The organism is Pedobacter sp. GW822-FHT03F06 (genome assembly GCF_058801365.1).
The window spans coordinates 470,041-494,227 of record NZ_JBXANE010000004.1 but is presented as its reverse complement, the minus strand read 5'-3'; the positions used below and the strand labels follow the sequence as shown (position 1 = coordinate 494,227).

Here is a 24,187-nt window from a genome sequence, read left to right as displayed (position 1 = left end):
TTTAATAAATGAAAGAAGATTACTGTTTAACTAATAATTTGGAAAGCAGGTTTCTGTTTTTATAGGTTAGGGTTGGCCCTGCTCTCCACTTTACTCGTTGCACTCATGTTCGTTCCGATCAGGTTTAGTTGGCAAGGACCGCTCTGCTATTTGGGGTTTGATAGCGGGTTGGCTAATCAATTATGGGTAAATCTTAATTGATTATAGATTGTCATCCTGAGCCTGTCGAAGGACCTGTTTAAATGCTCCGGCAAAGCGTTTCGACAAGCTCAACGTGACAAGTTTGGATGAAACACAGCTTAAGATATGGGCTCTAGAACCAAATAGAATCTTATCCTTTGCGGAGGTATTTCGTTAAAATTACAATGGTTTGTCCTTCCACCTTTCCTTCAATCTGTTCGGTGTTATCTTGAACTAACCGGATATTTTTAACTACAGTACCCAATTTAGCGCTCAAAGTTGAGCCTTTAACATCCAGCGTTTTAACCAAAACCACGGTATCACCTTCAAATAAACGCGTGCCATTGCTGTCCTGATGAAATTCTACAGTTCCGTCTTGCTCATGGTCGCCGGTTTTTTTAGCCCACTCCAAAGTTTCATCTTCAAGGTATAAAATATCCAGACTATCTGCTGCCCAGCCTTCATTCCTTAACCTGCTCAACATTCTCCAAGCAACAACCTGTACCGGGGCAAATTCCGACCACATGGTTTCTGTTAATATTTTCCAATGGTTTGGGGCAAGCTGTTCCGTTTTTTCAATCTGATCTAAGCAGGTTTTACAAACTAAAATACTGTTATCGCTATTGGCATTGCTGGTTGGTGGAACTTCGTATACCGATAAATTGGTTTCAGCGGTGCATAATTCGCATTTATTGCCCGAACGGGTCTGTAATTCTTGTGCTAAAGACATATTGATACTGGATTTTTGGCGAAAGTAATAAAACTAATCGGAATAGATGATTGTAAAGGGGGGAGAAGTAAACATAGATTATCATTTCTACGGCATTGGAGAAGGAGAGCATATTTGCTGATCATTTGGAGAGCAGGTTTATTAAATTAAGGTTGTGCTGCTATTTAAGGTTGAATAGCGAGTGTACATCTGTCAAATGGGGTTTTCTGTGTTTTCAGAGCTTCCGTGGCAAAATAAAAATGGTTCGTGGAGACACGAACCACGGCGAGGGATCAGGTTTATTAAATTAGGGTGGTGCTGCTATTTAAGGTTGAATAGCGAGTATACATCTGTCCGATGGGGTTTTCCGTGCTTTCAGAACTTCCGTGGCAAAAATAAAATGGTTCGTGGCGACACGAACCACGGCGAGGGGACACCAACCAATAAAGCTATTAACCTTTTATAATTCCTTTGTTTTGCTCCACATCCTTTTTAAACTTTTCTATCCATTCTTTTAAGCTCAAAGCTGTTTCCTCTTTATCGTCATTATATACGATCCAGGCATTTGCATCTGTAGAAAGCTTAATCAATGTGGAGATATCATCTTTGGTGATGTAGGACTGTCCATATTTCCTTTCACCATTTATTACCGCATTCCATAGGGCATATTCTAAATTCTGCATCCAACCTGCAGAATAACAATATTCTGAAATTTCACTCATAAATGTTGCTAAACGCAATTCTTTTTCTGTTAAATCTGATTCCATTAAAATAGATATGCAGTCTGTTATTCCTTAACCGGTAAATGTATCTCAGCCAGCATGCACCTTGCACTGCCACCACCATTTTTTTCAATCGTGTAAAGTGGTGTATAAATGATTCTACTGTATTGTTCTAATGCAGCAACCTGTTCAGCAGTTAAGGATAGAAAGGCCTGCTCTGACATCACCAGTAAACTTTCATCATCTGCATTGCTAACCTGTAACATGTTGCCCGCAAATTTATTCATCTGTTCCAGACTGATTTCGATGATTTCTTTTCCACTGCCTTTTAAACTGATGGTTACATTTAATTTCTCTTCAGGATTTTTAATCGAATCCAGACAGATTACCGCAAAACGATCGCCAATGCACATCATTACATTGGTATGGTAAATCGGGAAATTTGATCCGTCTACCGCTTGAAAAGCCACTGGTTCATATCCGGTAAGCATGCAAAAATTGTTCAGCACTTCTTCATCAGTGCGCACACTTAAGCAGGCGTAAGCAATTTTATTGGTCCGGTCTAATACCATGCTTCCGGTACCTTCTAAAAAAGCATGTTGTTGTTCGTAAAAGCTTAAATCGCTGATGTGGTTTACCTCGAAGTTTTCTTTCAACCCATCCAGTATTTCTTTTCTCCGTTCTAACCTACGGTTCTCAGAAAACATTGGGTAAAGATATACTGAGCCATCATCATGAAAAGAGACCCAATTGTTTGGGAAAATAGAATCAGGTGTTTCAGGTTGTAAAGTATCATCTACAACTGTTACATCTACATTGTTTTTTCTTAATAAATCAACAAAGGCATCAAACTCTTTTAAGGCCTCTGCTTGTACATTGGTTTCAGTAGATGCAATTTGAAACTTGTTATTTCCAGCCGTTTGCGCATTGAATTTAAAATCAACAGGGCGGATCATGAGGATATGGTTGGTAGATTGATTCATTAGTTCAATTGTTCATTAGTCATTCGTAAATCGGTTAATTGTTGATATCGGTTAATTGATGCTAAACACCAAGCCCCAAACCAAATAATGTGTTAATTGGTTCATTCATTCACCGGTGCATTATAAAGTTATCGCTATTTATTATCTGTACCAAAACAAATGAACCAATGGCTAATGAACTATTGAACCAAATTATCCCTAAGTATCGGTAAACTCATACAATGGAAACCACCACGGGCACGCGATAATTCTGCCGAAGGCATTAAAATCAAAGTATCGGTTATAGTTTCGGCATTTACTTTGCCACTTTCTAAATCCTGGATCAAATCTTTAACATCTACCACATTAAAACCGGCAGCTTTAAAGGCTTCAACGGTTTTATCGTTTCTATCGTAGCCTAAAACAACACCCTCTTTAATGGCTAAAAGGTTACATGAATCGGTCCATTGCTCGCGCGAATCGTAAGGGAAGAGATTGTTTCCACTGTAGATGATTTTAGTTGGCTCACTGCTTTTTAAATCATTCTGGCTAATATCATCCAATAAGGCTTCTACGTGTTCGAAGTGTTTCGGCTCACTTGGGTTTGCTTTTGTAAACTGAATAGCTGTGGTAGCCTCCAATTTTTCTGGTTCCTTTAAAAAGTTGATCGGCTCGTAAGGATTATATTTCGGCGAATGGGCAATTGAATTCAAGATTACCCAGGTATTGCGTTTAACTTGTGTGAAGACCGTGTCCAGGTGCATGTAATCACGTTTGCTTGGTATTTTTACCACGGTAACTTTTTCTACCACATCCTGGTCGAACAATAATTTAATCGCTTCGTTGGCACCATGTTCAGAAGTTCTTTCGCTACAACCGATCAATACGTGCTTAGGACTCACCATCATCACGTCGCCACCCTCTAAAGTGGTACTGAAAGCAGGTTCGTCACCTGGCCTTAAAAAATGCATGGTCACATCCGGAATTTCGAGAATATTATTGCGGTAGCCCTCAAACAAAGGATGATTGAAGAAAATATAACGCATTAAAAGTGTTTCGCGCACACGGGCTTTTTTTGCCGGTTTGTTTAACAGGATATGATTGTTAATGGTTGTACCCACATCCCTGGTAAAAATTAAATTGGGAATGGGCGCAAAAATCATTGTATCGTTGGCCAATGTTCCGGAGATAAAAATCTCTGCCAATTGTTTCGGATCGGTATTGGTCAACTCCATCTGCACCTTATAGGTACAGCCTTCAATCGCACAAACGGCAGCAACCAGTTTTTTACGGATGGATTCGTTCTCCAGCATTTCGCTTAACAGGTTCTGGATCTCGATTACCGATTGAGAATTGTGAAAATCGGGGTGATTGGGTTTATAAAAATTACGGTTAGATGCTTCCGAATCTATCGCGGCCAGTTTTCCTTTAATCTTATCAGGATCAAGGAAATACATCAACAGTTTAATATAATAATCGTATTCGCCTTTACGGATGGTATCTAAATGTACAATATCTTCGAAAAGCCAATCCTGGGCCTTAGAGGGTACTACTTTGCCTAATCCACTATCAGGACTATGTATTAATAATTTACGCAACCTGCCGATTTCGGTGTTTACGCTCACTTTAAAATTTGGGTTCTGCTCGCTCATAAAAAAGTTAGTTATTGCAAATCTATTAGAAAAATTCAGATATGAGAATGGAGATGACAGATTTGAGATAGACGAATACGTAGATAGGTTTATTTATTGCATGGAACCAACTAAATAAACCTTATTGAAGCGGCAGCTCCCGATTCCTTCTATCGGGACTATTGCTGAAAGAAAGACTATCGGAACCGACTGGCACTACAGCAGCTTTCCTAACCCTTTAAAAACCATGAAAACTGAAATTTAAGCTAAAAAATCTTTGGACTTCGGACTCCGAGACTTTTTTTCCATTTTTGACGCATGAAGCACCGCGGTTGTCAGTCTGTCCAAAGGACTCCTGTGGAGAGCGGAGTCGAAGACTTCTTGAGATTGATAAAACGTAAATAAATGCCCTTCGACTACGCTCAGGGTGACATCTTTTTATAATTTATCCCTTAACTCAATAACATAGCCGATTCCTTCCATCGGGACTACAGCGGAAAGAAGACTCTCGTAACCAACTGGCACTACTTAGCTTTCCAACCCCTTTAAAAGCTCGAAAACCTTCCACCTTAAACCTTTCACCTTCCACCTTTTTTACATATTTTTGGCGCATGAATTTTATTATTGCCGAAACACAGAAAGCGATTTTTGAACTTTACAAGGAAGAAGTAGCTGAAAGTGTAATCAACATACAAGAAACACGTAAAGAATTTGAAGGACAGGCAACAATTGTTGTTTTTCCGATTACTAAAATTTCAAAAAAATCGCCTGAACAAACCGCTACTGAGATTGGCGAATATTTGGTTGCCAACGTAACCGATATTACTAAATTTAATGTGGTTAAAGGCTTTTTGAACTTAAGTATTGCCGAAAGTTATTTCCTTAAACAGTTTAACGAAGAAATTTTATCGCCTGATTTTGGCGTGTATGCACCGAACGGTAAAAAGGTAATGGTCGAATATTCGTCGCCAAATACCAATAAACCGCTTCACCTGGGGCATGTACGTAACAATCTATTGGGTTACTCGGTTTCTGAACTGCTTAAAGCATACGGTTACGATGTAGTGAAGGTAAACCTGGTTAACGATCGTGGTATCCACATCTGTAAATCGATGCTGGCCTGGCAAAAGTGGGGTAATGGCGAAACACCCGAAAGTACTGGCTTAAAAGGCGATCACCTCGTTGGAAAATACTATGTGATTTTCGATAAAGAGTATAAAAAAGAGATTGATGCCTTAAAAGCGGAAGGACAAACAGAAGAAGAGGCCAAAAAAAATGCACCATTAATTAAAGAAGCGCAACAAATGCTTTTGAAATGGGAGCAAGGAGATGAGGGAGTAGTTTCGCTTTGGAAAACCATGAACGAGTGGGTTTACGCTGGTTTTAATGTAACGTACAAAAACCTCGGGGTAGATTTTGATAAATTCTATTACGAAAGCAATACCTACCTGTTAGGAAAAGGTACGGTTGATGAAGGTTTGGCCAAAGGCGTTTTCTTTAAAAAAGAAGATGGTTCGGTGTGGATCGATTTAACTGCCGATGGCTTAGACCAGAAACTGGTTTTACGTGCTGATGGAACTTCGGTTTACATTACACAGGATTTAGGTACTGCCGAAATGAAACACGATGATTTCAATATGGATGAGTCGATTTATGTGGTAGGAAATGAGCAGGATTACCATTTCAAAGTGTTGTTCCTGATTTTAGAAAAGCTAGGCAAAAGCTGGGCAAAAGGTTTATACCATTTATCGTACGGAATGGTCGATTTGCCAAACGGTAAGATGAAAAGCCGCGAGGGAACTGTTGTAGATGCTGATGAGTTGATTGAAAGCATGGTAACTACGGCTCGCGAAAAAACAGAAGAATTGGGTAAAACCAACGATTTTAGTGAAGCAGATAAAGAAGACCTGTATAAAAATATAGGTTTAGGCGCTTTAAAATATTTCCTTCTAAAAGTAGAGCCTAAGAAACGTTTGTTGTTCAATCCTGCTGAAAGTATCGATTTTCAAGGAAATACCGGGCCATTTATCCAGTATACGCATGCACGGATTAAATCGCTGTTGAGTAAGTCGGATTACAAGTTTGCAGTTGGCAGTGAGCAGTTTTCAGGAATATCGGATGTAGAATTGGAAATGATTCTGCAATTGGCTAAATACCCTGCAGAAATTGCTGTTGCAGCTAAGGCCTATAGTCCGGCAAGTTTGGCTAACTATTTATACGAACTGGCTAAGCTGTTCAACAAGTTTTACCATGAGGTACCGCCAATTGTAAAAACGGAAGAAGGTGAGGTAAAACAGTTCCGTTTAAACCTGAGCAAAAAAACGGCTGATATCATTCATGCCGGAATGCTGATTTTAGGAATTACTTCGCCAGAGCGGATGTAGATGCTGTTTGCTGAAGCCAGTGTTAATAAATTCGGAAGGATTGATCTAAAAATCTAATTAGTGGTTAACGAACTTATTTTACTATGTCTGGTGGCTTTTGCTGCCGGATTTATAGATGCTATTGTAGGTGGCGGTGGTTTATTACAAACGCCCGCCATTTTACTTATTTTGCCGCATTATCCCGTAGCCACACTTTTAGGCACTACCAAAATCCCATCAATGGCGGGTACAACACTAGCCGCTTTCAAATATTCAAAACAGGTTCGTTTTAATTACAAAGTACTTGCGGCTTGTGTGTTAACTGCATTTTTAGCAGCATTGCTGGGTGCGTTCCTGGTCAGCAGGATCGATAATTCGGTCATCAAACCTGTAATCCTCGTGGTGCTGATTTTAGTTACACTTTATACCTATTTTAATAAACAGTTTGGTATCCATCAGGAGAAAGACCATTCGCTTAAGCAACAAGTTTTAATGGCCGGTTTGTTTGGGATATTGATTGGTTTTTATGATGGCTTAATCGGCCCCGGCACTGGTTCTTTTCTAATTTTGGTTTTTATTGCGGTATTGGGCTTCGATTTTATTGGAGCCAGTGCACATGCCAAAATCGTGAATATGGCCACTAATTTAGCTGCCATTATCTATTTCAGTTCTACAGGCCATATCCTGTTTCAATACGCCATCCCAATGGCGCTGTTTAACCTAACAGGTGCTTTCTTCGGTACAAAACTAGCCTTACTTAAAGGAAATAAATTTGTCCGTGTATTTTTTCTGATCGTTGTTTTCGGAACGATTCTGCGCTTTGCTTACGATATTTTGAAAGCATATGCCGTGTAAAAGGGAAATGTAAAATAATAAATTCACCAGTTTTTGTTGTGCGATCATTTTCTTGGTCAGGAGGTATAAAGGCAACATCTATATTGAAAGATGTCGAGGTACTTTCTATTTAGATTTTCCTCTTACCGCCAGTATTTTACGGTACTTATCTATTCTTCTTTTATTCTGCTGCTGTAACAACGTAGGGTACAAATTCATCAGTATATTCACGATCAGAATGACCAGGGCAAATAAATAGTAGCCTTGTCCAACTTTTACTAAAACAAAACCTATCACAAAAACAAATCCGATGAGGTGGCTGATTTCGGCAATTGTCATTTCGTTGCGCAGGTCTGGTAATTCCGATGCCATTATCTTTTTTTTAAGTGACAGTTTGGGATTGAAATATTTAAACAGTGAATGAATAATGATCCATTTGAATATTCCTATCCCGATATACCTATTCAGGTTTTCATCTGTAATGAAATTAAGCTTTGTGAGGTATTGTTTATAAAATGGTGTCTTTATTAAGCCTGCATTCACAACCATACCAACTATCCATGATATAACAGAAATGGCAAAGCTAAAAGTGAGATATTTTATCATTGTTTTTTTAACGTGGAGCGAAAATGTTTAAAATATAAAAGTATGAGATTAATTGATATTTTAAACTGCAAAAAAACATTTATGGATACAATTAGCAGTGTGCCAAAGTATATACAATGCCTGTTAAACGGTTCTTGCTCATATAGAAAAGTGTGGACTTAGCCAGGTTAACAGGTACATTGATTTTTTTTACCCAGTTTGGCTTTTACTGCTGCGCATTCTACTCCGTTAACAAAATCCCAAGGGGAGCACGGAATGTAAAACAGGTTTGCTGGTCGTCTGATGTCACTGTCAAAGTTCCATTATGTGCTTTTGCTATCTCAGAGGCAATATACAATCCCAGTCCAAGACCATTCTGACTTGATTGTGCATCTTCTCTATGGAATGGATGGAAAACCCGAGCCATTGCCTCTTTAGGGATTGGACTTCCATTATTGGCAACAGAAATCTCCCAGAAGGTTTCGTTTACAAACGCTTTGAAGAATACAGGCGTTTCGGTTGATCCATGTATAATTGCATTGGCGAGCAGGTTGGATACTAACTGAGAGATTCGTGCGGGATCGCATTCTATAGGTTTACCGATTTCAAAATTAGACTCAATCTGTCTACCCGGCCATACCACCTTTAATTCATCACTTATCTGGTTAAGCAGTTTTTCAAGATCAACGGCCACAGGGTTTACGGGAATGCCTCCACCTAAGCGACCTTGGGCAAAGTCCATGATGTTGTTAATCATCTCATACATCCTTTTAGAACCTGACTGTATGATATTGACAAGCCTTTCTTCGCGCTCGTTAAGTCCTGTTCTTGCAAGCAGCTGAGCTGCGCTCATAATTCCACCTAATGGGTTACGCAAATCATGTCCCAACACCGCAATAAACTGTTCCCTAATCTGCGCATTTTTCTGTTCAATGTTTAACTTGGCTTCAGCGAGCTGTTTAGCAATCTGGAGATTTTCCTCATACAGCCTTCGGTCTGATGCCTTAAATAAGGTAAAACGCATGAAAAGAGGTTTGTTATTGTCTCCTTTTCTTTCATAACCGTTTATGTAGACAGGCATTTTTCCATCACCTGAATTGGCAAGTTCAACAGCTACTTCATCAAAATACCCTTGCATACGCAGTAAAGGCCAAAGGTGTGTCTCAAAATAAATCCTGCCGCCAACGGCCAGGACATCAGAAAAACGTTTGCCCAGAAATTGATCCGGAGTGCTGTTCAGCCATTCCGCGGTGCGCCTATTTACTTTGACAATTTTTCCTTCTCCGTCGGTGATCACAAAACCGCATAGCGAGGTTTCAAAAAAATCTTCAAAATCCTTTGCCAATGGTGACAAATCTGTAAACAGTTTATAGTCCATGGAGATAGCTAGTGATGGTAGCAATGGTTTCTTCGGGAGCACTTAGGTTTGGGCAATGACCTGTAGCATTCATGATGACAAGTTTACTGTCTGGCATATGCTCATGCATATATTGGCCCACTTCCACAGGTGCGATTACGTCATCACTGCATTGAAGAATCAGTGTCGGTATCTTGGCCTGTTGAAGTATTTCACGCTTATCGGTTAGAAAAGTGGTACGGGCAAAATGTTTGGCAATTTCGGGATCTGTTTTACAGAAGCTATTAGATAATTCATCTCCAAGCTCTTTTCTATCGGGATTGCCCATAATGACCGGAGCCATCGCCATGGACCAGCCAAGGTGGTTATTTTCTAATGATTCGAGTAATTCGTCAATCTCGGATCTGTCGAAACCACCGGTATATCCTTCATCATTGATATAAGATGGGGAAGGACTAACCAGAATAATGCTTTTGAACAGTTCAGGAGCGATATTCGTTGCAATAAGCCCCATGATTGCACTGACCGAATGCCCAACAAAAACCATATCCTTGACTTCCAGTACGTTTGCAATCTCTATAATATCGTGGGCATAACCATCAAGATTATCGTATTTCTTGTAAGAATAAGCAGAAAGATCTGAGCTGCCAGCGCCAACATGGTCAAATAATACAATCTTGTATTCAGCCTCGAAAGCAGGATAAACAAAACGCCACATGTTCTGATCACAGCCAAAGCCGTGTGCGAACATCATAACATTTGCGCCAGCTCCTTTAACAATTACATTGTTTCTTTCAATTACGTCCATATTTCGATTGTCAGTAAAGATAATAATTTTTCAAACTGAATATGCTATGTTATATACGGAGGATATTAATAGAAAATGCCAGTATAATGCATCATCTAAAAATTTGCTTCAGTTGTCGAAATTAATAGCTGTTTTGGGCGATTATTTGCCTATACAGGAAATGCAACGCGCTTAAAATCAATTTTTTATAGGGAAAAAGCTGCAACGCGGAAACTAAAATAACATCGGTAGTTATCTCGCCCGTGTTGTTGATAACTTGCTGATTATTGATCCATTTAGGCTAGGGCATTGCTGTAGTAGGTGCAGTTTCTATTGCTATCCAGAAATTCCTGTCAATAGCACTTCGGCGTGTAGTGTTGTCTGAACTGCAAAGCTTTGCGAGTGTCAACCTATTTTTTATTGGTATCTTATAGCAAAATCGAGATGATTCAAGTGAGGCACTGAGTTCTTATCTTGAATCCAGGATATGCTTTTTCGCAGATCCCATAAATTCTAATATGCATTTCATCATCACTCCTGGCAAGGAATTAGGGTCTGTTTTAAATATAGAAAAGAGACTGTCTTAGATAGACAGTCTCTTTTTGGAATAAACTGAATTTGATAATGTTGGAGCGCTATTCAGGTACTTTATTTTCAAACCAATCTAATATGTAGTCAGCGATTTTTTGCCAGCCTGGTTCACCACAGATAAAGTGGCTCTTGCCCTCAAAAATTTTCAAATCTACCTGGCTTGCTTGATCTTTATATCGGCCTGCGATAGTTTTGGTTAGCACAGGTGGAAAAATGTGATCGCTGCCGCCGCCGATAAATAAAAGGGGAGCGTGTGGTTTCTTAAAATCAATGTTCGAAAAGGAATTGAGAACGAGTTGCCTACTTACTTTAAAACTTTCTGGTACTGCCAGTTTTTCGAAAGCACTTTCTTTCTCAGGGTCAGAAATGGTATTGAAGAAGGCATAGTCATACCATTTCCGGCTTCCCATAAAATATTTCTTAAAGGTAAAAAATCCAAAAGCGGGTATAACGGTTTTCAAAGTTTGAAAAGGCGGGAAGACATTTTTTGGTGGTGCCCCGTCTATGCTTACACCAGCTTCGGCAAGCCCCATTTCAACGAGTTTAAGAACAGCCATCCCTGCCATGGAATGGCCAATAATCAGCGGTTTTTCAGGGAGGGTGCCGATCAGCTCGGCAATGTTTTCAATAATATCAATAAATCCTGTCTTAACCAGATCAGGATGTACTTTTTTCCTGAGTTCAGTGGGGTTACCTCCGTGTCCCGGGTTTGCAGGCGTATACACTGTGTATCCTTTCTGCTCATAGTATTTTTTCCAGTCTATCCAGCAGTTATTGTTTACAAAGTTTCCATGAATCAGGATGATGGTTTTCGATTTGGCCATGATAATGTTATTTAATTTCAATGTGGTAAATAGGGATTAACATTTTAAACAGCTACTAAATATACTCAGTTACTGTGGTTTTTGCATAGCAAGTTTTTAACTTAAGCCAGTTAAAATTTGCCTTCCTTTGAAGAAGATTATTTTCTCCAGAAGGTGGAGTTCTGCTTCAATTACGGGCGATTGAACCAGCCTGGCCAATAGCCATAACCTTTAACATTTTCTGTCATAATTTTCTTTTAGTGGGTATTTTGTCTGTTATTTATAGCTGGGTTATAAAAAGCTGGATATATTGAGCCGAAAGTCCGGGATATTCGTGTTGTACGCCATGTCCGGATTGTGGGATCACCAATAAATTGGCTGTTTTCCATTTCCTGATGATAGGATACCAGTTTTCAACCGGACAACTGGGATCGTGGTCGCCCATTAAGATGAAGATTGGCACTTTGGTATCTGCCAGTTTTTCTCTCGATTGGTTGGCATCTTGCTGATAATCTCCAATTCCTTTGAAATAGTCTCCGAATTTATCCGGCGGAACCATTTCGCTCAGATCTTTCGTTCTGGATGCTATACGCTGATGCGATCGTTTAGCGGCTGCAACACTCTTTGCAGAAGAGGGCTCGAAAAAAAGTACCTGTTCATCTTGCAGATCGTTTACGGGCTTAAAAGCTGCGTCCAGAAAAGCCTGCTCTACAGGCTGGTTGTTTTTCCCTGGGGGATTCGCACCAATCAGAATGAGGTGAGCTACCATTTCAGGGTAATGTGCCGTAAACGACTGCGCAACTGCGCCACCGTAAGACCAACCCAGCAAATTAAACTTTTTGATTTTCAATGCAGTGGCAAGATTTTTAACATCTCTGGCAACCTCAGCCATGGTTGGCGCAAGTTTACCTGTAGAAAGGCCAATACCCGGGTAGTCAAAAATATAAATGGTGTTATTTTTTGCAAGATGATCTAAAAAGGCAGGATCCCAGGTATCCAATATGCCCCTCAGTCTGTTGCACAAAATCATTGGTGCTCCGCGGCCAAATGTTCGGTAGGCAATCCTGCTGTTTGCTGTATTGATGTAACGCGTGGGTGTATTAACGGCCAGCGCCTGCTTTCCATCAGTTTTTTGCAATTGGGCGCTCGTTCCCAACGCATGGGTTAGGAGGCCAATAATGATCAGGGAAGTAAATTTTTGGATTGACATGATTTTTGAATTTTGTTGAATCATTGCCCGGTGCATCATCGGATAAACGGAGCTTTGATTTTTATTTAAGATATTTTTTCAATTCAGCAGCAGCCTGCAAAAACAGCGATTTGGTTTGGGGAATTTCTGCAAGCCCGTTAAGGAGGCCGAAATCGTGGATCACATCATTATAACGTACCGTCGTTACCACAACACCTGCTTCGCTAAGCTTTACTCCGTAGGCTTCACCTTCATCACGCAGAATATCATTCTCAGCTACCTGGATCAGTGTTGGAGGCAGGCCTTTAAGTTCCTGCAAAGACGCCTTTAATGGCGATGCATAAATTTCATTTCGCTTGTCTGCCGGAATATATTGATCCCACATCCATTTCATTAATGGGGTAGTTAAAAACCGCTGTGCACCATATTGTTGATAGGAGGTGTTGGTAAATTCGGCATTGGTTACCGGCCAGAATAAAATCTGTACCTGATATAAATTCTCGCCGTTGGCCTTGGCCATTAATGTAGATGCTGTGGCCAGATTCCCGCCGGCACTGTTGCCTACTATTCCCATTTTATTGCCATCAATATTCAGTTCGTTACCATGTTGTTTTAGCCATTTGGCTGCAGCATATACCTCGTTAACGGGTTGTGGATATTTTGCTTCGGGTGCCCGCGTGTAGTTTACAAATACACCGGCAAAACCAGTGAGTACAGCTAAGTCTCTTACCATGCGTTTATGAGTAGGGTAGTCGCCCAGCACCCAGCCACCACCATGAATAAATAAAAACGCCGGGATTTTGCCACTGCTGTTTTTAGGGCGGACAATATTTAGTGTAATCTTTATGCCATTGATATCAATAACTTTTTCAGATTCGGTTATCCCGGAGTAATCAACTTTAAAAGCCGCCTGTGCGCCGACTAAAACATTTCGGGCATCTGCTACAGACATGGTTTCAAGCGGCTGGCCACCGCTGTTAAGTGGCTTCAAAAAAGCCTTTACCGCTGGCGAAAGGTGTGGGTCGGTTGAATAATCTACCTGGGCCCGGACCTTGTAACTTAGTAATATGAAGGTAATGAGGAAAGCGGTCTTTTTTAGCAAGTTGTGGTTTGGGATTTTCATTTTTGTAATGGTTTAATTGGAGGTTTTAAGTTTTCAAATTGCATTCAGGTCAATCTGTGCAGCCCAATTAGCCAAATACATGCCGATTGATTAAATTGTTGATAGTCAGCTTGTTTGTTGTGTTTTAGCATTTTGTGAAATAAACGAAATTCCGCTAAAAGTTGAAATATGGACTTTTAAGGTATGGAGAAACCTACTGGTTCGTACTGCTCTGATCGATTTAAATGGCTATTAAAGGCTGATTACCGATACACAAGCATATTTTCGATATGGCGATATCATTAGAATGGATTGTATGGTTGTATTTGCTTGTTAATGAGTGTTTTGTTATTGGTTTCGCTTCACCATGTTTACAAAAAGTTCGCTGTATCAACAATTCAATAATTACCCTTCAATAAATGAAAGAACAGATAGGGTAGGTAGACAAACCTTTAAGGTACCGGCAGCTCTAGAGGTAGATGTTTACAGACTGGCTTATCGATAAATGTTTAAATATCGCTATGCGTATAAGATGAGTAATTTCTGTAAAGTGTTGTTATATAGCGTTTTATTTTGTTGGTAGGCATTTTGCAATTGTCCAATTCAGCTAATATTACTCACGTGCAAATCAATATCACCCATATCGATACAGCCTGTATCCTTTTAGAAATAAATGGCTACCGGATCCTTACCGATCCTACTTTAGACCTTGCAGGCAAACTCTATTATCATGGTTATGGGGCAGTATCCCGGAAGACAGAAAATCCAGGGCTCACGGCCTCACAACTGGAGAATATCGACCTGGTATTGCTCAGTCATCACCAGCATAAAGATAATCTGGATACTGCCGGGAAGGCATTTTTGGAAAATGTAGGCTTAATTATTTCTACCGTGCCAGCCAGTAAGGTTTTGGCGGGAGTGACCGGGCTGAACAACTGGGATACCTACCACATTTACAACAATAAGGTAAAGGGACTAAAAATTACGGCAACGCCGGCACAACATAGGCCCTGGTGGCTACCGGAGTTTGTTTCGGGCAAGGTTATCGGTTTTGTTATTGAGTTTGATGAGCAAGAAAACGGGGTAATCTACCTTTCTGGTGATACCGTATTTTTTAAGGGGATTGAAGAAATAGCAAGGCGCTTTAAAATTGATATCGCGATTTTAAACGTGGGTGGAGTGCAGTTCCCCTACCTGACCGGTTTGGGCAAATATACCATGGATGGTAAAGAGTTGTTGCAAGCCGTAAGTGTATTGAATCCAAAGAAAGTATTTCCGGTGCATACCCGTGGATGGACACACTTTAAAGAAAACGAAACCGATTTGAAAAGGCTCGTCGCTGGTGATTTGCACACGAAAACAAGAACCTTTTTTCTGAAGTCAGGACAGCGTACACCCGTTTATCCATTAATGAAAAACCATTTTTAATCTTAAATAAACAAAAACATGGAACTTACTTATTACGGTCATTCCTGCTTTTCGGTAAAAGCAGGCAATAAAAACATCCTATTCGATCCTTACATTACGGAAAATGAGCTGGCCCGAGAAATTAAGATTGACGACATTAAAGCCGATTATATTTTTATCTCGCATGGGCATTTCGATCACATTTTAGATGTGGAAAGGATAGCAAAAAGTACAGGTGCAAAAGTTATAGCCACCTGGGAGGTTAAAGATTGGCTTAATGCGAACGGGGTAGAAAATACACACCCGATGAACCCCGGGGGAACATGGACTTTTGATTTTGGAAAAGTGAAATGTGTAATTGCACAGCACTCCAGCAGTATGCCTGATGGTAGTTACGGTGGGGTAGCCAGTGGTTTTGTATTGGATACCCCGGAAGGCAAATTTTATTACAGTGGTGATACGGCATTGACCATGGATATGCAACTGATCCCTAAATGGGCTGCGCTCGATTTTGCCGTTTTTCCAATTGGCGATGATTTAACCATGGGTGTTGATGATGCCATTATCGCTGCCGAAATGGTAGGGGTTAAAAAGGTAATGGGCGTACATTACGATACCTTCGGCTACATAATTCTCGATCATGAAGCAGCACTGCAAAAATTTAGCGCAAAAGGAATGGAATTACTTTTAGTGCCCATTGGGAACACTGTTTCCATTTGAAAACTAAATTAAAAGCCTTTATATCAGCTAGCTGAATAGCCGATCCTAGATTATATTTTCGTTTTTTAGTGATATATCGTTGTCCTTAAATCGTTGTTTTTATTGTAACTATTTGTTAATCAGTATTTTGTTTATTCGGTATAAAAATGGTATAACTTGATGAAAATGTTAAACCTAAAAACTAAAAAAAATGGAAAAAGAAATGTTTACCAGGAAAATTAAATGGCTAATGAGCATTGCCTTACTAGTTTGGCTGCTGTTTTTTGCCTTAAACACATATGCCCAAACGCCAGTCAAAAATATTGTACTGGTGCACGGTGCTTTTGCTGATGGATCGGGCTGGGAAGCAGTGTACAAAATCTTGAAAAAGAAAGGTTACCAGGTAAGCGTGGTAGGCAACCCCAATACAGGGATGCCCGAAGACGTAGCGGCAACTTCGCTGGTATTAAAAAGACAACAGGGACCGGTTTTACTGGTTGGCCACTCTTACGGCGGTGCAATTATTACCGAAGCTGGTAGCGCCGAGAATGTAGTTGGTTTGGTTTATATTGCAGCTTTTGTGCCCGATAATGGCGAAACCTTATTGAAATTGTTGCAATCAGGACCACCAAATCCAAAGTCGGGCATATTACCGCCAGAAAATGGCTATATCTGGTACGATAAGGCTAAATTTCATGTTGGTTTTTGTGCTGATCTGCCAAAAGAAAAAGCAGAATTTCTTGCCGACTCACAGATTCCGGTTTCGGCAGCTGTATTTGGCCATGCCATCAAAAATGCAGCCTGGAAAACAAAGCCCAGCTGGTACATTGTAGCCACCGAAGATAATACCATTCCGCCAGATGCCGAACGCTTTATGGCAAAAAGGGCTGGTGCTAAGGTGAGCGAAATTAAAGGCAGTCATTTGGTGTTTATGTCACAGCCCGAAGCCGTGGCTAAGGTAATTGAAGAAGCAGCAAAGGGCGCTGCCAAATAAATTAACCAGCAAAGCATAGGGCGGCGGCCTTATGCTTTGTTAATTTTAAGCTACCGACTCCAGGTCTGCATTGTTTTGCATCGATTTAATGAACGGATTGTGCAGGGAAAGCGAAGAAATGGTAATTTTTGTCCCTTTATTGTTTTCTATCCGTAAGTCGGCTTCCAGTTGCCCGGTTAAGCCTTTAATTAGTTTTATTCCGAGTGATTTTACATTTTTTAGTTCAAAATCATCAGGCAGACCAATTCCGTTATCCTGCATCGTTAATTCGTAAATTTCCGGGCTGATCTCTTGTAAACTAATGCTGATTTGACCAACGGGAACGTTTTTAAAGGCATATTTCAATGAGTTTGTAATCGCCTCGTTAATAATCAAGCCAAGCGGAACAGCTTCTGATACCCCAAACTCAATGTTTTCAATAGCTAAGTTAAACTGGATATTGCTCCCTGTATCAAAGCTATCGCTCAGATAATTAACCAGTTCTGGTATGTACTGGGCCATGTTAATGGTTTTTACATCATCCGTTTGATATAGTTTTTGATGGATAAGTGACATGGCGAATATGCGGTGCTGGCTGTTTCTGACTGCCTCTAGTGCGTCATTTTCCAAATAGGCCGATTGTGATTCGAGCAAACTCATTACCGTATGCAGGTTATTTTTAACCCGGTGGTGGATTTCTTTTAACAGCCACTCTTTTTCTTCCAGTAGGGTTCTCAGTTTATTGTTACTGAGCTCAATTTTATGCTGCTGTATTTCCAGTTGTTTATTACCTGATCGTTTTAAATGGTACAAACGATATAACAACAAGGTGAGCAGCAATAACATAACTGCCGCCCCGATAGCCACTTTTTGTTGAAACTCCTGTTTTTGCATGTTACTTAACTGCAGTTTCGATTTTTGATTTAAAAGGTCAATATCTTTTTGCTTTAACTTTAAATCGCTAATGTTTTTAAGTGCAATTAGACTGGCTTCCTTTAGTTGTGCCTCCTGGTTTTGGGTGGTTTGTTTGAGTAGTTCTGCACTTTGGTTCAAAAAACGGATATTATCATCTTTTAACCGGAGATCAGCTTCTTTCTTTTGAGTCTGGTATTGAAATTCCAGCTCTTGGGTATGCTTATCTTTACTCACCGCATATACAGAATCACTCAGTTTTTTGCTAATCGACAATAGACTATAGGCCGATTTATAATCGCCCATGGCCGAATCAATCTGCGATTTGAGGCTTAAAAAAGGGATCAGGGTCGGGGAGGCGTTAATTTTACCCTCATAATTTTTAAAGGTTTCGCTGGCTTCTTTAAACATTTTTTTTGAAGCGTACAAAGCTGCAAGGTCATTATATAATAACGTGGTGTAACCTCTCTGGCGCTCACGGAATTTGATCGCTTCTTTATAGTTTTTTTCAGCCAGATCGAATTGGTTAAGTGCCTTGAAGCAGTGGCCAAGTGCTACGTGATAATATACAAAAGCCTCTTCCCGGTCGGGTGGCATTTTAATGTAGGTTTGCTGGATGTAGTTTAATGCAGCTTTGGGTTGCTTCATAGCAATTAAACACTCGGCATAACTCGAAACAATCGAATATATGAGGATCTTTTTGCGCATAACTGGCGCATCATCCATTATTTTCTCGTGAAATACCAGGCTCTTTTTGTAATTCTCCCTTCGTTTGTAAAGCAGTAACAAGTTGGTGTAAACTGAAAGCTTATCATCATCGCTAAGCCGGCTGTTCAGGTTTTGTTCAGCAAGTTGAGCATAATAAAGTGCCTTGTAAAAATTCCCCCTGTTGTTGTAATCACCGCAAAAGATGCTGTAAATTTTAGCTTTCGAAGGGTATCCTGCAGCCTGTTGGTTATCGGTAATAAAGGTGTAAATAGTTTCAGGCGCTGTTTTACTGTCCCTTTTGCGGTAATCGCATATCCGTAACAAGCGGTCCATGTTTTGTTTAATGTATAAGGGCTTCTTTAGCCGCATACTTTCTTTTAAACCCTGTTGATTAAGCAGGTAAGACGAATCTATATAGCTGACATTAATTTTGCCCGGGGTTTTATAGGCTGAAAACCAATAGTGATCGCTAAGATTAACCAGGAGTTTAATGCGCGAAGAATCCGTTAACATTTTAAGGATCGCCCGGCTACCGTTAGTATCATTTCTATCCTGATAAGCCGAAGCCCAGAGTAATAAGGATTCGTTGTAGCTGTGCTTATCCTTTAATTTTAAACTTAACTGTTTGGCTTGTTCCAGTAAAAAAACGGCACTGTCGATATGTATCTTTTCTTCTCCGGGGCGATAAATGTAAATGCTGGCCAGTTTAAGGAGTAAATCAAGCCGCTCTTTTTCTGATTTGGTTTGCGCCAGGCTTTGTTTTATAGCGGGGATGTTAGCGGGGCTAATTTGGAGGTTTCCAGGGAAATACTGGTTTTTAACAGAGATTTCGCCAGCCCAGTCCCTGAGGATATCCATATAGTTAACACGTAGTTTATCACCTGCCTTCTGGTAACATAATCTGGCTTTTTGGTAATAGCTTAAACGCGCTGGCTTATCCTGCAGAATGGCAAATTCATACCAGGTTCTGCCTTCCAGCTCATATAATTTTTCTTTTTGTGCTGCCGCGAGCACCTTTTTGTAAATTACAACGGCCTTCGCCTCATTCTTTTTCTCACGGTTCCATATTCCTGTAAACAGGATACCTGTTAATTTTCCTTTGGTGAAGTTTAATTTTTCGGCCAGTTCGGTAGCTTGCGAAATGTAGGCGCTTGCCGAATCCAAATCTGGTCTGGACTCTTCAGCTCTGCTCAAGTAATAGTAAGCCAGATCCAGCAAGATCTCTACCTTTTGTTTATTCTCAGGGATTTTATGGATAGATAGCAAAATATTCTTCGCTTCTGTATCTGAAATTGGAACATACAGCGGTAATGCAACAGCTTTAAAATTGCTGCTTATTAAGAAAAGGATAAAAATAAAGGCTGTTTTTATTGCTTTCATGTTTGTTTCATAAATGGTTATTTCATGTACCGGTTTTTCTCCCGATCAGGAAATTGCTTTTGGCAAGCTGCATTACATTTTTTATGCCATAAAAGCCAGGAAAAGGCTGGTTTAATAACATTGCTTTAACCTGTAAAGCCAGTCTGCTGCATTATTAAATTTTAATCGGTAACCGGTAGCTGCCTGCATGCCTGGAAATGCCCGTTAATGTTTACAGGGAACGATTAAAAGGATTTGCAGGTGCTGGCATTTTTCCAGTCCTTAAAAGTTGTTTTAGTTTGGTTACCCCATAAAAATACTCAAACTTTTTTTAAAAGAATAAAAATCCCAGCCAAATGGCTATTCAGTATTTATTTTTTGTAATTAAATTAGCGATATATCGTTAAGGCTCGCTCTGTTTTCGATATATCGCTGATGATTTTAGTATTTTTTGCTTGTAAGTGTAAGTTTTTCAGTGTTTTATATGTGGGCACGGCCTTTGCTATTTGGCTTTTTACAGTTTTAAAATCAACTTTAACCAATCATCCCATAAACATGAGAAATATAAAACCTGCCCACTGTGTGGCACTACTGGCATTCGCTTTTTGCAGTCTAAGTGCCGTAGCACAGCAAAAAAATAATACGCCCGATTCGGTTTTCGTCAAACTGATTCCGAGATATGACAGCGTGGGCAATTTCCACCGCAAAATTTTTGGCGAAAACTACCGTAAAGAATATGCCTTGGAAACCAAGTTGCCGGTTATTCATTTATCGGCTATTGCCGGTGGGTTAAAAGCCATGCAGCGAGGTGGGGGCAATCAGTCTAAATCCATCAGGCTGGAAGATAAAAATGGCAATGAGTGGGTATTGCGGAGTGTAGAAAAATATCCTGAAGTGTTGCTACCGCCCAGTCTGCAACAAACTTTTGCGCGCGATATTATAAAAGATAATATGTCTGCGCAGCATCCGTTTTCGGCGTTGGTTGTTCCGGTTTTTGCAAAAGCCATCGGTGCGGCGCACAGTAATCCGATTATCGGATATGTAGCTCCGGATCCTGGATTGGGCGATTTTTCTGCCGACTTTGCCGGAAAAGTAGCATTGCTCGAAGAACGCGAACCAATAGGTAAATCGGATAATACCGCCAAAATGTACCGCAAACTGGTTGAGGATAACGACAATACCATTAATGCCGATTTGCTGCTCAGGCTAAAATGCCTCGATGTATTATTGGGCGATTGGGATCGGCACGATGATCAGTGGCGTTGGCATGCGCTCAAATCTCCGAAAGGGATTAACTATGTACCTGTACCGCGAGACCGTGATCAGGTTTTTTACCGCTCGGATGGTAAAGTGCAGCGCTACGCGCAATCCTCATGGCTTTTGCCTATGATGCAAGGTTACGAACGGAATATACAACGCATAAACTGGTTTTTATGGGAAGGCCGGGAAATTAACAGCCGCTGGTTTAACGAAATAGACGAAAACCATTGGAACCAGGTGGTTGCCGAATTTTGTACCCTGATGACAGATGATCTTTTCGAAACCGCATTAAAAAGATTGCCCGGACCGGCTTATCGCATCAGGCACAACGAGCTTTTAGCACAGTTGAAACTTAGAAGGGCAGAATTACCCAAAATGATGAATACCTATTACCATTTCTTTAACCGGATTGTAGATATCGAAATGAGCGATAAGAATGAATTGGTCGAAATTACGGGTACGGCCGATAAAGGTTTGCTGGTGGTGGCAACAAAAATAACCCGGAATGGCAGTAAGGGCGCTGAAATTTACCGCCGAAAATTTGATCCGGGGGTAACGAAAGAAATCCGCTTGTACCAGCATAAGGGCAGCGATAGCTTGGTGATGGATAATAAAACATCGCGCATAAAAATAAGGTTGATTGGCGGGGAAGGAAACAAGAATTATGCGATTGCCAATGCCAAAAACAGCATTCCGTTTTATAATCTAAAGGCTGCTAAATACAGCGGTAACGATGCTGCTAAACTGGCGCAGCATCTGGTAAACGATTCGTTAAATGTGGCTTACCAGCCGAAAGATCTGTATAGCAGGCATCTTATCTTTCCTAATCTGGGCTTTAACAATGATGATGGTTTGGCAGTGGGCCTGGCTTTTAAATTTACCAATCCGGGTTTCAGAAAGCTGCCTTACGGCAATGCACAATCTTTCTCGTTCCTCTATTCCTTTGCAACCGGGGCATTTAAGTTTAATTATACCGGCGAATGGATTCAGGCTCTTGGCAAAGCCGATTTTTTGATAGAGAGCAATATTTATGCACCCAGCAATACCCAAAACTTTTTTGGCTTGGGCAACGAAACCTTTTTTGATGAATCGCAAAATAATATCAGTTATTACCGCGCCAGGTTTAACCTTTACGAACTGAGCCCTGCATTGCGCTGGCGCACCAAAAAAATGATTTTTAGTATTGGACCAACTTTTCAGTATTATACTTTTGATGAAGATGAAAATACCGGTCGCTTTATCAATAATGCCTCACAGTTACATGCCTCAGATAGCAGCACGGTAGCCGAAAGCAAAATGTTTGGCGGTTTTATTCTAAAATACAGTTTAAATACACGCGATAATAACCTCTTGCCAACCAAAGGTGTATTGCTTGATATGAAGCTGACAGGTTATAAGGGTTTTAATAGTTTTTCCAATTCCTTCGGGCAGTTTAATCCGAGTTTTGCCGTTTACCAGAAACTGGATGCAAAAGGCAATCTGGTGATTGCCGAGAGAATTGGAGGTGGCATTACGGTTGGGAAACCTGCTTTTTACCAGGCGCAGTTTTTAGGTGGACAGGGCAATTTATTGGGTTACCGCCAATACAGGTTTGCTGGCGAGCATAGCCTTTTTAACAACCTCGAAATGCGCCTTAAACTGGGCGATTTTGTAAACTACGTTTTGCCCGGTCAGATCGGTTTTATGGGTATGTACGATGTGGGGAGGGTTTGGAAACGTGATGAAGTATCGGATGAGTGGCACCATGGTGTAGGTGCCGGATTGTACTTTGCGCCTGCATCATTAACCGTGTTTAGGGTTGTAGCAGCTTATTCTAAGGAAGGATGGTATCCATACATTTCTTTAAAATTCCGCTATTGATCGCTAATCTTTTAGCAAATTGTTTTTATTTCGATAAACGGATATTTTAAACCGGTTTATAACGTATTGTTTGTTAGGTGTTTGTATGTTGGTATGGCTATTGGAATAGACTATTCTGTTTTACAAATCCTTTATATGATGAACAATAAAATTTTTGGACAAAAATGCGGATTAAGGGTTTCCGAACTGGTTTTAGGAACGGGTAATTTCGGAACCCGATGGGGATATGGCACACAGGCAGACGAGGCCAGAAAAATATTCGATAAATATATTGAAGCAGGGGGTAACTTTATTGATACCGCCGATGGTTATCAATATGGTGAATCGGAAGAATTGATTGGGGAATTTATAAAGGGGAGACGGGAGGAGCTGGTGATCGCTTCTAAGTTTACCACAGGAGGTTCGAGTATCCAAACTACGGGTAACAGCCGTAAAAGTATGCTACGTGCTGTTGAAGCCAGTCTGAAAAGGCTTAAAACTGATAGAATCGATGTATACTGGGCCCATTTTACCGATAACCAGACCCCTGTTGAAGAAATAGTAAGAACTTTTGATGATTTGGTACAATCAGGCAAAATATTATATGCTGGATTTTCCAATTTTCCGGCCTGGCGCATTGCAACGGCTACCCTAATGGCCGATTTAAGAGGCTGGTCGCCAATTATTGCCATCCAGACGGAGTACAACCTGCTGGAGCGCACAGCCGACAGGGAGCTTTTACCCATGGCCGAAGCATTGGGCTTAGGTGTAGCATATTGGTCGCCCTTGGCTGGAGGCACCTTAACCGGAAAATACCGCGAGGTTAATCTGGCCGAAGATTCAAGGCAAAAAGCCTGGGGTGGTATTTTGGTAAAAGGCGCTGATGATGAACAGGCTGGATTAATCCTCGATGCCGTGGCCAAAATTGCCTGGGAAAAAAATATGAAAATAGCTGATGTAGCCCTTACCTGGCTCAGGCAGAAAGATGCTGCCAATCTGCTTTCGGCTTGCACCATTATTGGTCCGCGCACGCTACAACAACTGGATGATTACCTGCATGCACTTGCTTTTTCTTTATCGGATGATGAAATGCAGGGATTAAATGCCTGTAGTAAGGTTGCCTTGGGTTCGCCGCACGAAACCATTGCTGAGCAGCAGAAAAGCATATTTGGTGCCGGGTCGGGTATTGAAATTAAACATAAAGCAGGTTAAAAA

18 protein-coding genes are annotated in these 24,187 nt (G+C 40.6%); 7 read left to right on the top strand and 11 right to left on the bottom strand.

Annotated elements, in window-relative coordinates:
• Positions 1–331: 331 nt before the first annotated feature.
• The 4 genes from AC1RJ8_RS09715 to AC1RJ8_RS09700 form a co-directional block, all read right to left on the bottom strand.
• On the bottom strand, positions 332–910 hold the full coding sequence (locus AC1RJ8_RS09715; RefSeq protein ID WP_492953278.1) for a PhnA domain-containing protein: 579 nt from the start codon (positions 908–910) through the stop codon (positions 332–334).
• Between the two features lie 431 nt (positions 911–1,341).
• Complete coding sequence (locus AC1RJ8_RS09710; RefSeq protein WP_492953279.1) at positions 1,342–1,656, bottom strand: hypothetical protein; 315 nt, start codon at positions 1,654–1,656, stop codon at positions 1,342–1,344.
• A 20-nt stretch (positions 1,657–1,676) separates the two neighbouring features.
• Entirely contained in the window at positions 1,677–2,594 is a 918-nt protein-coding gene (gene ctlX, locus AC1RJ8_RS09705) for a citrulline utilization hydrolase CtlX (protein WP_492953280.1), read from the bottom strand.
• Between the two features lie 179 nt (positions 2,595–2,773).
• Complete coding sequence (locus AC1RJ8_RS09700) at positions 2,774–4,225, bottom strand: arginine deiminase family protein (RefSeq protein ID WP_492953281.1); 1,452 nt, start codon at positions 4,223–4,225, stop codon at positions 2,774–2,776.
• 590 nt (positions 4,226–4,815) lie between these two features.
• On the opposite strand from AC1RJ8_RS09700, the gene argS reads away from it, so the two are divergent.
• Positions 4,816–6,588 carry an arginine--tRNA ligase gene (argS, locus tag AC1RJ8_RS09695; RefSeq protein ID WP_492953282.1) on the top strand — a complete coding sequence of 591 codons (1,773 nt, stop codon included), beginning with the start codon at positions 4,816–4,818 and terminating at the stop codon, positions 6,586–6,588.
• Between the two features lie 60 nt (positions 6,589–6,648).
• Complete coding sequence (locus tag AC1RJ8_RS09690; protein ID WP_492953283.1) at positions 6,649–7,422, top strand: sulfite exporter TauE/SafE family protein; 774 nt, start codon at positions 6,649–6,651, stop codon at positions 7,420–7,422.
• A gap of 105 nt (positions 7,423–7,527) precedes the next feature.
• On the opposite strand, the gene AC1RJ8_RS09685 is transcribed toward AC1RJ8_RS09690, so the two are convergent.
• The 6 genes from AC1RJ8_RS09685 to AC1RJ8_RS09660 all read right to left on the bottom strand — a co-directional run bounded on the left by AC1RJ8_RS09685 (position 7,528) and on the right by AC1RJ8_RS09660 (position 13,836).
• Positions 7,528–8,007, bottom strand: coding sequence for a glycosyl-4,4'-diaponeurosporenoate acyltransferase CrtO family protein (locus AC1RJ8_RS09685; RefSeq protein ID WP_492953284.1), 480 nt, complete (start codon positions 8,005–8,007; stop codon positions 7,528–7,530).
• A 220-nt stretch (positions 8,008–8,227) separates the two neighbouring features.
• Positions 8,228–9,364, bottom strand: a complete 1,137-nt coding sequence (locus tag AC1RJ8_RS09680) for a PAS domain-containing sensor histidine kinase (protein WP_492953285.1) — start codon at positions 9,362–9,364, stop codon at positions 8,228–8,230.
• On the bottom strand, positions 9,354–10,151 hold the full coding sequence (locus AC1RJ8_RS09675; protein WP_492953286.1) for an alpha/beta fold hydrolase: 798 nt from the start codon (positions 10,149–10,151) through the stop codon (positions 9,354–9,356). Before AC1RJ8_RS09675 ends, AC1RJ8_RS09680 begins: the two co-directional genes overlap by 11 nt.
• A gap of 614 nt (positions 10,152–10,765) precedes the next feature.
• Positions 10,766–11,545: an alpha/beta hydrolase gene (locus tag AC1RJ8_RS09670; protein ID WP_492953287.1), complete on the bottom strand. Its 780-nt coding sequence runs from the start codon at positions 11,543–11,545 to the stop codon at positions 10,766–10,768.
• A gap of 259 nt (positions 11,546–11,804) precedes the next feature.
• Positions 11,805–12,734 (bottom strand): alpha/beta fold hydrolase, encoded by a 930-nt coding sequence (locus AC1RJ8_RS09665; RefSeq protein ID WP_492953288.1) that lies wholly within the window; start codon positions 12,732–12,734, stop codon positions 11,805–11,807.
• 61 nt (positions 12,735–12,795) lie between these two features.
• Entirely contained in the window at positions 12,796–13,836 is a 1,041-nt protein-coding gene (locus tag AC1RJ8_RS09660; RefSeq protein WP_492953289.1) for an alpha/beta hydrolase, read from the bottom strand.
• A gap of 600 nt (positions 13,837–14,436) precedes the next feature.
• Between AC1RJ8_RS09660 and AC1RJ8_RS09655 the strand changes: the two genes are divergently transcribed.
• The 3 genes from AC1RJ8_RS09655 (at position 14,437) to AC1RJ8_RS09645 (ending at position 16,915) form a co-directional block, all read left to right on the top strand.
• Complete coding sequence (locus AC1RJ8_RS09655) at positions 14,437–15,243, top strand: MBL fold metallo-hydrolase (protein ID WP_492953290.1); 807 nt, start codon at positions 14,437–14,439, stop codon at positions 15,241–15,243.
• An 18-nt stretch (positions 15,244–15,261) separates the two neighbouring features.
• Positions 15,262–15,942: a metal-dependent hydrolase gene (locus AC1RJ8_RS09650; RefSeq protein ID WP_492953291.1), complete on the top strand. Its 681-nt coding sequence runs from the start codon at positions 15,262–15,264 to the stop codon at positions 15,940–15,942.
• A 190-nt stretch (positions 15,943–16,132) separates the two neighbouring features.
• Positions 16,133–16,915: an alpha/beta hydrolase gene (locus AC1RJ8_RS09645; RefSeq protein ID WP_492953292.1), complete on the top strand. Its 783-nt coding sequence runs from the start codon at positions 16,133–16,135 to the stop codon at positions 16,913–16,915.
• A gap of 45 nt (positions 16,916–16,960) precedes the next feature.
• Here the strand turns inward: AC1RJ8_RS09645 and AC1RJ8_RS09640 are convergent, their stop codons facing one another.
• Positions 16,961–19,894, bottom strand: coding sequence for a histidine kinase dimerization/phosphoacceptor domain -containing protein (locus AC1RJ8_RS09640; RefSeq protein WP_492953293.1), 2,934 nt, complete (start codon positions 19,892–19,894; stop codon positions 16,961–16,963).
• 534 nt (positions 19,895–20,428) lie between these two features.
• On the opposite strand from AC1RJ8_RS09640, the gene AC1RJ8_RS09635 reads away from it, so the two are divergent.
• Positions 20,429–22,993, top strand: a complete 2,565-nt coding sequence (locus AC1RJ8_RS09635; RefSeq protein WP_492953294.1) for a BamA/TamA family outer membrane protein — start codon at positions 20,429–20,431, stop codon at positions 22,991–22,993.
• A gap of 135 nt (positions 22,994–23,128) precedes the next feature.
• Positions 23,129–24,184: an aldo/keto reductase gene (locus tag AC1RJ8_RS09630; RefSeq protein WP_492953295.1), complete on the top strand. Its 1,056-nt coding sequence runs from the start codon at positions 23,129–23,131 to the stop codon at positions 24,182–24,184.
• The last annotated feature ends 3 nt before the right edge of the window (positions 24,185–24,187 follow it).